Source organism: Umezawaea sp., from assembly GCF_036375055.1.
Taxonomy (GTDB): Bacteria; Actinomycetota; Actinomycetes; order Mycobacteriales; family Pseudonocardiaceae; genus Umezawaea.
In genome coordinates, this window is the sequence record NZ_DASUSQ010000112.1 from 97,072 (window position 1) to 109,629 (window position 12,558).

A 12,558-nucleotide genomic window follows, 5' to 3' on the forward strand; every position below is an offset into this window, starting at 1 on the left:
AACCTGGTGGGTTGCACGCTTTACTAGGTGACTCACTGCGGCGGTTACACGGGTGTAAAGGACTTGGACATGCGCGTTCTGGTAACAGGCGGGGCCGGTTTCATCGGCTCCCACTACGTCCGGGAGGTCGTGGGCGGGTCGTACCCCGCCTTCTCCGACGCCGAGGTCGTGGTGCTCGACAAGCTGACCTACGCGGGCAACGAGGACAACCTCGCGCCCGTCGCCGACAGCCCCCGCTACCGGTTCGTCCAGGGCGACATCTGCGACCCCGCCACCGTCGGTGAGGTCGTGCGGGGCGTCGACGTCGTCGTGCACTTCGCCGCCGAGTCGCATGTGGACCGTTCGATCACCGGGTCCGCGGACTTCGTGCTCACCAACGTGCTCGGCACCCAGACCCTGTTGCAGGGCGCGCTGGACGCCGGTGTCGGCAAGTTCGTCCACGTCTCCACCGACGAGGTCTACGGGTCCATCGACGAGGGCTCCTGGCCCGAGACCCACCCGCTGGAGCCGAATTCGCCGTACTCCGCCTCCAAGGCGTCCTCGGACCTGCTGGTGCGGGCGTTCCACCGCACGCACGGACTGCCGGTCTGCATCACCCGGTGTTCGAACAACTACGGTCCGTACCAGTTCCCGGAGAAGGTGCTGCCGCTGTTCGTCACGAACCTGATGGACGGCGGGAAGGTGCCGCTCTACGGCGACGGCCTCAACGTCCGTGACTGGCTGCACGTGGCCGATCACTGCCGCGGCATCCAGCTCGTCGCCGAGGCCGGTCGTCCCGGTGAGGTCTACAACATCGGCGGCGGCACCGAGCTGACGAACCGCGAGCTGACCGAGCTGCTGCTGGACGCGATGGGCGCCGACTGGTCGTCGGTCGAGATGGTGACCGACCGCAAGGGCCACGACCGCCGCTACTCGGTCGACATCACCAAGATCAGCACCGAGCTGGGGTACGCGCCGCAGGTCGACTTCGCCGAGGGCCTCGCGAGCACCGTGAAGTGGTACCGCGACAACCGCCCGTGGTGGGAGAAGCTCAAGGCTCGGGCGAACGGCTGATGGCGCTCGCACTCCTGGTGCCCGGCGGTCGCGGCCAGCTCGGCCACGACCTCGTCGCGGCCACCCCGCTCGACGGGCTCGCGCACGCGCCCTCCTCGGCCGAGCTGGACATCACCGACGCCGGGTGCGTCGCCGACGCCGTGGCGGGCTTCGCCGCGAGCGCCCGCGACGCCGGGCTGCGCCCCGTGGTCGTCAACTCCGCCGCGTACACCGCCGTCGACCGGGCGGAGACCGATGAGGACCGCGCGTTCGCGGTGAACGCCCTCGGCCCCGAACTCCTCGCCGTCGAGTGCGCCCGGCACGACGTGCCGCTGCTGCACGTGTCCACCGACTACGTGTTCCCCGGCGACGCCACCCGGCCCTACGAGCCGTCCGACGCCACCGGGCCGCGCTCGGCCTACGGGCGGACCAAGCTCGCGGGCGAGGAGAAGGTCCTCGCCGCGTGGCGCCGATCCTGGGTCGTGCGCACCGCGTGGGCCTACGGCGCTTCGGGCGGCAACTTCGTGAAGACCATGGCGCGCTTGGAGAAGGACCGCGACACGGTGTCCGTTGTGGACGACCAGCGCGGCTCGCCGACGTGGACCCGAGACCTCGCCACCGGGCTCGTCGAACTCGCCGACCTCGTCACGTCCAGGCGCGAACCGCAGGGCCGCGTGCTGCACGGCACCGGCGGCGGCGAGACCACCTGGTACGACTTCACCCGCGCCATCTTCGAGGAGCTGGGCGCCGACCCGGCCCGCGTGCGGCCGTGCCCGTCGACCGAGTACCCCCGCCCGGCCCCGCGCCCGGCGTACTCGGTGCTGTCCGGGGCGTCGTGGGAGCGGGCCGGGCTCACCCCGCTGCGCCCGTGGCGGGACGCGCTGTCGGCCGCGGTCGGCGCGGGCCTGCTCGGAACGGCCGCGACCTAGCCGGGACCCGTCCGGGACCACACCGTGAACCGGCCGAACGGTCCGCACGTATGCCCACCTGTAACCGGCTTCAGCCGTCGAGCAGGGGAGTGGTCACGTGCGCCATGGTGTGGACTCGGATGTGTTCGGCAAGACCGCGCACAGCCCGTCCTTCTTCGAACTGTCCCGCAAGCTGGGGGACGGCGCACAGCACATGGTCGACTTCTGCATCCCCTGCAACCCGTACTTCCCGACGCCGCAGATGTTCGCCGCGCTGGCGAACAACCTGGAGGGCATCCTCAAGTTCTACCCGAGCGGCACCGACGCCATCGCCGGTCAGCTCGCCAGGACGCTCCGGCTGAACCCCGCCACGATCGCGATGTCGAACGGCTCCACCGAGATCATCACCTGGATCGACCACCTGTGGGTCGAGGAGAGCGTGGCGATCCCGATCCCCACGTTCGGCCGGTGGACCGATCAGCCCATGGAGACGGGCAAGCGCGTCGACATGTTCCCGCTCCAGGAGAGCGAGGGCTTCGAGCTCAACATCGACGCCTACCTGAAGTTCATCCGCGCCAGGGGCTCGAAGGTCGCGGTGCTGTGCAACCCGAACAACCCCGACGGCGGCTACCTGCCCCGCCGGGAGATCATCCGGTTCATGGACGAGCTGGCCGACCTCGACCTGGTCGTCATCGACGAGTCGTTCATCGACTTCGTCGAGGTCGAGCGCAACCCGTCCGTCGTCAGCGAGGCCATGATCAGGCCGAACGTCGTGGTGCTCAAGAGCCTCGGCAAGAACTTCGGCCTGCACGGCGTCCGCTTCGGCTACCTCGTCGCGAACCCGGCGCTGGCCAAGCGCATGGCCGCCACGCTGCCCAAGTGGAACCTCAACTCGCTCGCCGAGGCGTTCGTGTTCATGCTCGGCGACCACCTCGACGAGTACGGCGAGAGCCTCGTCAAGCTGTCGATGGACCGCTACCGCATGGGCATGGAGCTGTCCCGGCTGTCCGAGCTCCAGGTGTACCCGTCGCAGGCGAACTTCCTGCTGGTGAAGCTCGCCCCCGACGTCGACGGCGTCGAGCTGCGCGACTACCTGCTGCACAAGCAGCAGATCTTCATCCGCGAGTGCGGCAACAAGCTGGGCATGAGCGGCCAGTTCGTCCGGCTCGTCGTCCGCCCGGAGGCCGACGTGGACCGCCTGGTCTCCGGCATCCGGGCCTTCGGCAACTCCCGCTGGGACGTGGAACGCCCGTCGCTCGTCTCCTAGGCGTCCTGCCACCGCACGCACGCGGGCCGCTGCGCGGTGAGCAGGAACTCCTTCAGCGCCGCGGCCAGCAGCCCCACCTGGACCCCGCTGCCCGCCGGGTAGTCGACGTACTCCGACGCGTAGACCGGCGACGCCTCCTCGCCGATCAGGGTCGAGTAGTCCTGGTCGGGGTCCGCGTACGTCAGGTACCCGTAACCGCTGCTCACCGCGGCGGCCACGTCGTGGTCCGGGATCTTCACCTCGCCGGGCGCGCCCAGCAGGCCCTCGGCGTCGGGGATGAGCGCGCGCTCCTCGTGCTCGATCACCGCGGCGCCCGCGCCGGGCTCGGCCAGCCTGGCGAGCAGCGCGTCGACCTCCTCGGGGGTCGTCACGGTCATCTGCTCACCGGACTCGTCGGCGTCCTGGACGGACCACACGGCGTTGAAGCTCATCTCGTTGGCCTTCTCTTCGCTAGTCGACGAGGCGGAATGGATGCTCTCAGTGAACGACCCCCGTCGCAAACGGCCGAGGCTTGGGCCGTTGGGGTGGTGACGCACCGGAGGACTGGATAACGCTGCGCGCTTGGGAGAACCTTTTCAGATGTCCGACCACGGGCGCATCCCCGCACCGTCCACCCGCGGCCAGGACGGCGACCGCCGCCGGTTCCTGCGCTGCGTCGCCGCCGTGACCGGGTCCCGGCAGGTCTCGTGGAACACGCTCACCGGTCCGCGCGACGACGCGGACGACCAGTCGCCCCGGCGCTAGGTCAGCCTCCCGGCCACCGAGCCACCCGCACCGGCGCGGGTGGCCGTCAGCCCGTCACCTGCCCGCCGCCCGGTGGTACGCCACCAGGGTGGCCTCCGCGCAGCGCCGCCACGTGTACTCGGCCGCGTGGGTCCTGCGGGCCGCCTGCGCGACCGGGGTGGGCGGGGTCTCGACGGCTTCGAACAGGGCGTGCGCCAGCGCGTCCGCGTCGCCGACCGGGGTCAGCAGGGCGTGGCCGCCCGCGACCTCGCGCAGGGCGGGCACGTCGGAGCAGACGACCGGCACGTTGCAGGCAAGCGCTTCCAGCACGGGGAGGCCGAAGCCCTCGTCGCGCGACGGCAGCACCAGCGCGGACGCGCCCGCGACGACGCTGCGCAGGTCGACGTCGGCCAGGTAGCCGGTGCGGATCACCCGTCCGTCCACTCCGGACTGACGGGGGCCCGCCAGCACCAGCGGTGGCAGTGACGTGTCGTTGGCGTGGGCCCTCAGCAGCGTCTCCAGCCCCTTGCGGGGACCGCCCGCGCCGACGAACAGCACGTACTGCGACGGCAGGCCCAGCCGGGCGCGCAGGGCGTCGTTCGGGGGGCGCGAGGCGAACCACGCCGGGTCGACGCCCAGCGGCGTGACCACGATCCGGTCCCGCCCGACGCCGAGGCGCTCCTCGACCGTGTCGGCGACCGCCTCGGTCGGCGTGCACACCACGTCGGCGCGCTGGGCTGACTGGCGGACCAGCTCCGGCAGGCGCGCGTCGGACGGCGGCAGGTCACCCGGCGACGCCAGGAACGCCAGGTCGTGGATGGTCACGACCCCGCCTGCCCTGATCGTCGGCGGCAGCACGAAGTTGGTGGCGTGCATGACGTCCGTGACCCCGGCCAGCAGCTCGACCGGCGGGAACGGGACGCGCAGCCAGCACTGGCGGAGCAGCCGCGCGGACACGGGCAGGCCGCGGGCCTGGACGCCGTGCGGCAGGACCGTGCGCAGCGCGCGCCAGCCGCGCAGGGTGAACGCGACCGCGCGCACGTCGACCTCGTCCGGCATGGACGCCAGTTCCTCGGCCAGCGCGGAGGTGTAGCGGCCGATGCCGGTGCGGTGCCCCAGCAGCGGGGTGCCGTCCAGGAGCACGCGCAGCGCTTCACCCATGTGCGCCGCCGCGCAGCTTCTTCAAGACCCGGCCGGTCGCGCGCTTCGCCAATTCCGTCGGTCCTCCCTGGTCGAGGTATTCGCGGACGAGCTTGACGTCGCGGCGCACCTTCGCGGTCGTGGTCAACGGCGTGTTGCGGACGAGCGGCGCCCCGCCGGACAGCCGGTCGGCCGCGGGCCGGGGGTTGCGGCAGAACTCGACCAGCGGGGCGAGCACGGTCTCCCAGGTGAAGCGCTCGCGCACCACGGCGATCCGCTCGCGGCAGCCCGCGGCGAACTCCTCGTCGTAGAGCACCTTCTCCAGGGCGCGGGCCAGCTCGTCCGGGTCCTCGGAGCGGACCACGACGCCCAGCCGCTCGCGCTCCACGAGTTCGGCGAACGAGTCGCCGTCCGTGGTGACGATCGGCAGCCCCGACCACAGGTAGTCCAGCACCCTGGTGCGGAAGGCGAACGTGGTCTCGACGTGCTCGTAGTGGGTGGTGACGCCGCAGTCCGCGTCCAGCAGCCAGTTCTGCCGGTCGTGGTAGGGCACCCAGGTCTCGTTGAAGAACACCGAGGAGCCCACGAGGTCGAGCCGGGCGGCCAGGGCGCGGGTCTGGCCCGCGACGTCCATGTCCGGCACCTCGGGGTTCGGGTGCTTCATGCCGAGGAAGAACAGCTTCAGGTCGGGGTGGTCGTCCCGCAGCCGGTGCACGGCGTGGATCAGGGTCAGCGGGTCGAACCAGCTGTAGACGCCACCGGCCCAGAGCACGACCTTGTCGGTGCTCGCGATGCCCGGCACGACGTCCTTGATCGCGGGCCCCGTGCGCTGCGGCGGCTTGCCCGGCAGGCCGAACGGGACCACGGACAGCAGCGAGCGGACCGTGGGGTCGTCGTCGTAGAGCGTGGGCGTGAGCCTGCCGAGCGCGGCGAGGTGGCCGAGCCAGAAGTGCCGCTGCCGCTCGGACGCGCAGAGGAAGAAGTCGCCGCGCTTCAACTGGTTGTTCAGCACGCGGGTCACGCCGACGATGTCCAGCGCCCGCTGCTCGTCGGTGGCGTCCTTGCCCTGCTCCAGCAGCTCCAGGTGCATGGGGTCGTACACGTCGCACACGACGACCTTGGTCGACGCGGTCCGCTTCAGCTCGGGGACCATCTCCAGCACGTGGCCCTGGAGCACGATCACGTCGGCCCAGCCGATGTGCGGGGCGAGGTCCCTCGGCTTGGAGCCGGTGACGGTGAACGGGGCCTCCGGCGGCGCGCACAGCGGGTTCACCGTGACGAGCCTGACCTCGTGCTCGTCCGCCAGCACGTCGGCCATGTTCCACGCCCGGATGGCCGGGCCCGCCATCTTCGCCGAGATCGCGTCGCCGGTGATGATCAGGATCCGCCGCGGCCTGCCGAACACCTCGTCCAGGGCGAAGACGTCCACCAGGACGTCGTGCGCGGCGAGGTAGCGGGGCAGCGGGTAGGCGGGCTCCATCGCCTTGCGCATCAACGGGACCAGGTCGCGGTCGCTGCGGACCCGCTCGGCCTGCTCGACCTTGCGCGACTCCAGCAGCGACGGCATCAGCTCGACGAACTGGTCGATCGCCAGGAACCCGGCCAGCGCCTCGCGGTCCACCGGGACGGGAGCGGCGTCCTCGGTCACGTCGGCGGGTCTGCGGGTGATCTCCAGCTGCGTCGCGTCGATCTCGCCGCGCGCCGTCGCCCTGCGCACCACCAGCGCGAGCGCGGCGGGCAGCACCCTGGCCAGCGTGTCGTCGGAGAAGTTCTTGTACAGCGCGGCGAGCGCGTTGCGCTCCAGCAGGTACAGCTCGCGGCTGTGGTCGATCGACGACATCGAGGCGTGGTGCTTGTGGAACGCGAGCGACGCGGGCTCGTAGCGGACCCGCCAGCCGCGCAGGTTCATCCGCCAGCCGAGGTCGACGTCCTCGTAGAACATGAAGAACCGCTCGTCGAACCCGCCGAGCGCCTGGTAGACCGAGGTGCGCACGAACAGCGCGGAGCCCGTGCCGAACAGGACGTCGCGCGGGGCGTCGTGGCTGCCGTCGTCCGGCTGGCCCGCGTGCCGCTTGTAGCCCATGCCGAACCAGGTCAGCCCGCCGTCGACGAAGTCGACGCCGGTCCCGTCCCAGTCGAGCACCTTGCTCGCCACGGCGCCCACCGTCGGCTCGGCCTGGAGCACCCGCACGGCCGCGCGCACCCAGTCCGGGTGCGGCCGGGCGTCGTTGTTCAGGAACGCGAGCACCGAGCCGGTCGCCGACTCGACACCGAGGTTGCACCCGCCCGCGAAGCCCAGGTTGGTCGGGGACTCGACCACGGTCGCCGACGGCACGGCGGCCCGGATGCGCTCGGCGCTGCCGTCGCCCGAGGCGTTGTCCACGACGACGACCTGGACCTTGTCCGCCGGGTAGGACAGGTCCGCCAGCGCCCGCAGGCACGTGATGGTGTCCTCTGCGCCGCGGTAGTTCACCACGACCACGGATACGACGGGCAGCACCATCACTCTCCTCGCTCCACGACGGCTGTGCGGGGTAAGCCTGCCTCATCACTGCGCGTGTCGTGCGGCGAAGGTGCTACCGGCCCGCCCAGGTGCGCCACACGTCACCTCGGGAGACCGTCGACCGGCGTCCGATCCCGGCGCGCGCGACCAGCGCGGACGGGGTCCGGAGCAGCACCTCGGCCAGGACGCGCAGCCGCAGCCCGACCCGGAAGTTCGCCGCGTCGGGCACCGCCGAGCGGAACGGGAGCAGTGCCGTGGTGGCCGCGAACCGGGCGACCTCGCGCAGCGCGACGGCCGCCGGGGCGCACCGGAGCAGCATCAGCAGCCGGTTGCGCTCGTTCCACCGGTGGAACGGGGCCGAGCCGGGCCGGGTGCTGGCGCCGTGCCGGTGCCGGACCCGCGCCGGGCCGACGGACACCACCCGGTACCCGGCCAGCCGCAGCCGCCACGCCGTGTCGGTGTCCTCGTAGTAGCAGAAGAACGCGGCGGGCACGCCGCCCACGCGCCGCAGGACGTCGGTCCGCAGCAGCGCCGCCCCGCCGCAGAAGCCGAACACCTCCCGGCCCGCGAGCACCACGTCCACGCCGTGACCGTCCGCCGTCAGCGCCACGCCGACCGACTGGGTCGCGCCGTCGGCGAGCACCATCGAGGAGGTGGCCGCGGCGACCCGCGGGTCGCCGTCGAGGGCTTCCTCCAGCGACGACAGCCACCGGGGGTCGGGGGCCGCGTCGTCGTTCAGCCAGGCCACGTAGGGCGTGCCCACCCGGTCCAGCACGGCCGCCAGGCCACCCGCGTAGCCGAGGTTGCGGGGCAGCCGCACGACGTCCGGCCTGCTCGGGTGGGCGGCCAGCAGCTCGGCCGTCCCGTCGTCGGACGCGTTGTCCACGACGAGTGTCCGGTGTGGACTCCGCTGGGCCGCGAGGGCGTCGAGGCACGCGGTCACGTGCTCGCGCCCGCGCCAGGTCACCACGACCACCGTGCTGGGACTGGACACGGCGTGAGACGGTACGGCACGTGCCCCAGCTCGTTGTGCTGACCGAGCAGCTGCTCGCCCCCGTCCCCGGCGGCACCGGGCGGTACACCCGTGAGCTGGCCGCGGCGCTCGCCGCGACCGCGCCCGCCGGGTGGACCGTGACCGGTGCCGTGAGCCGCCACCGCGACGTCGAGGCGGCCGTGGTCCCCGGCGTGGAGGGGCCGAAGGTGCTGCCGCTGCCGCGCCGGGCCCTGATCGCGGCCTGGGAGCACGGCATCCCGTTCTGGCCGGGTGGCGACGCGGTGCACGCGCCGACGCCGCTGGCCCCTCCCGGCGGCCGGGTGGTGGTGACGGTGCACGACGCGGTGCCGTGGACGCACCCGGAAACGCTGACCGCGCGCGGGGTCGCGTGGCACCGGAAGGTGATCTCCCGCGCCACGGCGAGGGCGGGCGCGATCGTCGTGCCCACCCGTGCCGTGGCCGACGACCTCGCGCGCCACGCGCCCGGCGCCGCCCCGGTGCACGTGATCGGCCACGGGGTCACGGCGTGGCCGGAGGAGTCGCCGGTCGAGCTGCCCGAGCGGTACGTGCTCGCCATCGGCACGCTGGAGCCCCGCAAGGGCCTGGAGACGCTGGTCGAGGCGACGGCGGGCCTGGGGCTCCCCCTCCTCCTGATCGGTCCGCGCGGGTGGGGCGAGGTCGACGCCCGCGCGCCGCACGTGCGGGTCCTCGGCCGTCTCCCGGACGCCGAGCTGGTCCACGTGCTGCGGCGCGCGGCCGTGCTCGTCGTGCCCAGCCGGGCCGAGGGCTTCGGGCTGCCGCTGCTGGAGGCGATGGCGGCGGGCGTCCCGGTCGTGCACTCCGACGCACCCGCGCTGGTGGAGGTGGCCGGTGGAGCGGGGGTCGTCACACCGCGTGGCGATGTGGGAGCGCTCACATCGGCCATCAGGTCCGTTGTGGACGATCCAGCCCTCGCCGCTCGCCTGGTAATCGCTGGTCTGCGCCGTGCGGAGGCGTTCACCTGGGAGAAGGCCGCGCGGGAGACGTGGGAGGTCCACACCCGGCTCCATCCACAGCGCGTCACTTGAGCGGCACGCGGTAGATCGCCTGGTCGACGGCACTAGTCTCAGCCCGTGCCCATCGTCGAACCCAGCGTGTTGATCGACGCCACCGCGGTTCCCTCCGACCGGGGCGGGGTCGGCCGGTACGTCGACTCGCTCGTGGCCGCGCTGGCCGCGGACGGAACCCGGCTCAGCGTCGTCTGCCAGCCGCGCGACGCCGATCTGTACACCCGGATGGCGCCGACCTCGCGGGTCCTGGTGGCGGCCGAGTCGGTCGCCACCCGCACCGCGCGCCTCACGTGGGAGCAGACCACGCTGCCGCGGATCGTCACGCGCCTCGGCGCGGACGTCCTGCACTCCCCGCACTACACGATGCCGCTGGCCAACCGGGCCGCGACGGTCGTGACGCTGCACGACGCCACGTTCTTCACCGACCCCGTCCTGCACTCCTCGGTGAAGGCCCGGTTCTTCCGCGGCTGGACGCGCGCGTCCCTGCGGCGGGCCGCCCTGTGCGTCGTGCCGAGCGAGGCGACGGCGACCGAGCTGGAGCGCGTGGCCGGGGCCGACCGCCGGTCGCTGCACACCGCCCAGCACGGCGTGGACACCGATCGGTTCCACCCGCCGTCGGCGGGCGAGACGGCCGTGGTCCGCCGGTCGCTCGGCCTCGGTGACACGCCGTACGTGGCGTTCCTCGGCGCGCTGGAGCCCCGCAAGAACGTGCCCGCCCTCATCCGCGGCTTCGCCCAGGCCTGCGTGGGCCGCCCCGACCCGCCCGCGCTCATCCTCGCCGGGCAGCCGGGCTGGGACAGCCAGGTGGAGCGCGCGCTCGACGTGGTGCCGCACCGGATCAGGGTGATCCGCGCGGGCTACCTGCCGTTCGACCAGCTCGCCGGGTTCCTCGGGGGCGCCGAGCTGGTCGCCTACCCGAGCCTCGGCGAGGGTTTCGGCCTGCCGGTGCTGGAGGCGATGGCGTGCGGCGCGGCCGTGCTCACCACCCGGCGGCTCAGCCTGCCGGAGGTCGGCGGCGACGCGGTGGCGTACTGCGGCGTCGGCGCGGGCGACATCGCCGCGGGCATCGCCGGACTCCTCGACGACCCGGCCCGGCGCGCCGACCTGGCCGCCGACGCCCAGGTCAGGGCGAAGGCCTTCACCTGGTCGGCCAGCGCCGCCCGGCACCGGCTCGCCTACTCCCGCGCGCACCACGTGCACCGGCGGGGCCGCTAGCCCCCGGTCACGACCCGCCTGTCGTCTGGTCCGGAGCCGGGGCCGGGCGGAGGGCTTCGCGGACGCGGTCACCTACGTCAACGCGCCGGATCCGCGGAACGGGGAGATCCGGGCCCACCACAACGCGGGTTGCGCGAACGACTACCCGGACCCCGCCACCCGGCTGATCCGCGACCACGGCGACCAGCTCGGCACCAGCGCCATCGCGCACGTCGTGGTGAACAGCGGCCAGAACACCACGACCCACCTGGCCCGAGCTCGCCCGTGGGCGGGTCGGTCCCCGCGCGGCGGGGGCGTGCGGTGGCGCACCACGTCCACCGCGGCCGACGGTGCACAATGTGGCGCGTGACCGAACCCACGCGCTACGGCGACGCACTGGCGGCGGTGACCGTCACCTACTCACCGGGTGAGACGCTCGACCGCTTCCTCGACACGCTCGCGAAGGCCACGACGCTGCCGGTCCGCGTCGTGCTGGCGGACAACGGGTCGAAGGACGGCGAGCCGGAACGCGCCGCCGCCGAACGCGACGACGTCACCTTCCTGCCCACGGGCGGCAACCTCGGCTACGGCGGCGCCCTCAACCGCGGCGTCGCCTCGCTGCCCGACGACGTCGGCTGGGTCGTCCTGGCCAACCCGGACGTCGAGTGGGCGGAGGGGTCGCTGGACAAGCTCCTCGAAGCCGCGAAGCGCTGGCCGAGGGGCGGCGCGTTCGGCCCGCTGATCCGCGAGACCACCGGCGAGGTCTACCCGTCGGCGAGGCTGCTGCCGTCACTCGGCCGCGGTCTCGGCCACGCCGTGTTCGGCAAGGTCTGGCCCGCGAACCCGTGGACCCGCGAGTACCGGCAGGAGAAGACCGAGATCACCGAGCGGCCCGCGGGCTGGCTGTCCGGTTCGTGCCTGCTCATGCGCCGCGAGGCCTTCGACTCGGTCGACGGCTTCGACGCGCGCTACTTCATGTACTTCGAGGACGTCGACCTCGGCGACCGGGTGGGCCGCGCGGGCTGGCTCAACGTGTACGTGCCGGACGCCGAGGTCGTCCACATCGGCGGCCACTCGACCTCGGGCGCGTCCGCGCGGATGCTCGCCGCGCACCACAGCAGCGCCTACCGCTACCTGGCCGACCGCCACCGGGGCCCGCTGTGGGCCCCGGTGCTGCTCGCCGTCCGGCTCGGGCTCGGGCTGAGGTTGAAGCTCGTCACGCGTCGCCGCTGAGCCGCTGGGCCAGGCCCGGCGGTGGCGGCTGGTCGCCGCTGAGCCGCTGGGTCAGGCTCGGCCGCCCGCTGGGCGTCTGCTGGACCGTCGGCACCGGACCGGGCCCGACCCGCTGCACGGGTTCGGCCTGGTTCTGCGGCTGCTGTTGCTGCTGGTAGTGCTGCTGCTGGGGCGCCTGCTGGTGCTGCTGCGGCTGTTGTTGCTGGTACTGCTGCTGCTGTTGTTGGGGTTGCTGGGGCTGGTGCTGCTGCGGTCGTCGACCGCCGGACGCCATCTGCGCGGAGATGACCATCGTCGACTCCGGGTCCAGTTCGCGCGGGTCGACCGCGTTCACCACGGTCCGCGGGATCTGCTGGGTCGCCGACGAGTCCATGGGCGACGTCATGTTGTCCGGCGTGACGACGTGGGCGCCACGTGCTCGTGCACGGGCAAGCAGCGCGTCGGCCCGGTCGCGGGGGTCCATTCGGATCTCTCCTGCGTTGCCTAGGGCCGGCTGGGGGTGCCGGCGTTCCCGA

General features: G+C 72.9%; 12 protein-coding genes. 7 read left to right on the plus strand and 5 right to left on the minus strand.

Annotation, left to right across the window (positions count from 1 at the left end):
* Positions 1-69: 69 nt before the first annotated feature.
* The 3 genes from rfbB (at position 70) to VFZ92_RS28965 (ending at position 3,207) form a co-directional block, all read left to right on the plus strand.
* A complete protein-coding gene (gene rfbB, locus VFZ92_RS28955) occupies positions 70-1,053 on the plus strand; it encodes a dTDP-glucose 4,6-dehydratase (RefSeq protein ID WP_330879225.1) in 984 nt (327 codons plus the stop codon).
* Positions 1,053-1,961: a dTDP-4-dehydrorhamnose reductase gene (gene rfbD / locus VFZ92_RS28960; RefSeq protein WP_330879226.1), complete on the plus strand. Its 909-nt coding sequence runs from the start codon at positions 1,053-1,055 to the stop codon at positions 1,959-1,961. Before rfbB ends, rfbD begins: the two co-directional genes overlap by 1 nt.
* 97 nt (positions 1,962-2,058) lie before the next feature.
* Positions 2,059-3,207 carry a histidinol-phosphate transaminase gene (locus tag VFZ92_RS28965; protein WP_330879227.1) on the plus strand — a complete coding sequence of 383 codons (1,149 nt, stop codon included), beginning with the start codon at positions 2,059-2,061 and terminating at the stop codon, positions 3,205-3,207.
* Here VFZ92_RS28965 and VFZ92_RS28970 read toward each other — a convergent pair.
* Positions 3,204-3,638: an Imm1 family immunity protein gene (locus VFZ92_RS28970; protein ID WP_330879228.1), complete on the minus strand. Its 435-nt coding sequence runs from the start codon at positions 3,636-3,638 to the stop codon at positions 3,204-3,206. The two genes, VFZ92_RS28965 and VFZ92_RS28970, sit on opposite strands and share 4 nt — an antisense overlap.
* 148 nt (positions 3,639-3,786) lie before the next feature.
* On the opposite strand from VFZ92_RS28970, the gene VFZ92_RS28975 reads away from it, so the two are divergent.
* Complete coding sequence (locus VFZ92_RS28975) at positions 3,787-3,951, plus strand: hypothetical protein (RefSeq protein ID WP_330879229.1); 165 nt, start codon at positions 3,787-3,789, stop codon at positions 3,949-3,951.
* A 54-nt stretch (positions 3,952-4,005) separates the two neighbouring features.
* Here VFZ92_RS28975 and VFZ92_RS28980 read toward each other — a convergent pair whose 3' ends face one another.
* The 3 genes from VFZ92_RS28980 to VFZ92_RS28990 form a co-directional block, all read right to left on the minus strand.
* Positions 4,006-5,091, minus strand: coding sequence for a glycosyltransferase family 1 protein (locus tag VFZ92_RS28980; RefSeq protein ID WP_330879230.1), 1,086 nt, complete (start codon positions 5,089-5,091; stop codon positions 4,006-4,008).
* The gene (locus VFZ92_RS28985) at positions 5,084-7,570 is read right to left on the minus strand and encodes a glycosyltransferase (RefSeq protein WP_330879231.1); all 2,487 of its coding nucleotides are present in this window, start codon (positions 7,568-7,570) and stop codon (positions 5,084-5,086) included. The genes VFZ92_RS28980 and VFZ92_RS28985 overlap by 8 nt, the downstream gene beginning before the upstream one ends.
* 76 nt (positions 7,571-7,646) lie before the next feature.
* Positions 7,647-8,567 (minus strand): glycosyltransferase family 2 protein, encoded by a 921-nt coding sequence (locus tag VFZ92_RS28990; RefSeq protein ID WP_330879232.1) that lies wholly within the window; start codon positions 8,565-8,567, stop codon positions 7,647-7,649.
* Positions 8,568-8,587: 20 nt separating this feature from the next.
* Here VFZ92_RS28990 and VFZ92_RS28995 point away from each other — a divergent pair, with 20 nt between their 5' ends.
* From VFZ92_RS28995 to VFZ92_RS29005, 3 genes are all read left to right on the plus strand, one after another.
* Complete coding sequence (locus VFZ92_RS28995; RefSeq protein WP_330879233.1) at positions 8,588-9,634, plus strand: glycosyltransferase family 1 protein; 1,047 nt, start codon at positions 8,588-8,590, stop codon at positions 9,632-9,634.
* Positions 9,635-9,700: 66 nt separating this feature from the next.
* Positions 9,701-10,831: a glycosyltransferase family 1 protein gene (locus tag VFZ92_RS29000; RefSeq protein WP_330879256.1), complete on the plus strand. Its 1,131-nt coding sequence runs from the start codon at positions 9,701-9,703 to the stop codon at positions 10,829-10,831.
* 336 nt (positions 10,832-11,167) lie between these two features.
* Positions 11,168-12,043 (plus strand): glycosyltransferase family 2 protein, encoded by an 876-nt coding sequence (locus VFZ92_RS29005; protein WP_330879234.1) that lies wholly within the window; start codon positions 11,168-11,170, stop codon positions 12,041-12,043.
* Here the strand turns inward: VFZ92_RS29005 and VFZ92_RS29010 are convergent.
* Complete coding sequence (locus VFZ92_RS29010) at positions 12,027-12,506, minus strand: hypothetical protein (protein WP_330879235.1); 480 nt, start codon at positions 12,504-12,506, stop codon at positions 12,027-12,029. The two genes, VFZ92_RS29005 and VFZ92_RS29010, sit on opposite strands and share 17 nt — an antisense overlap.
* Between the last annotated feature and the right edge of the window lie 52 nt (positions 12,507-12,558).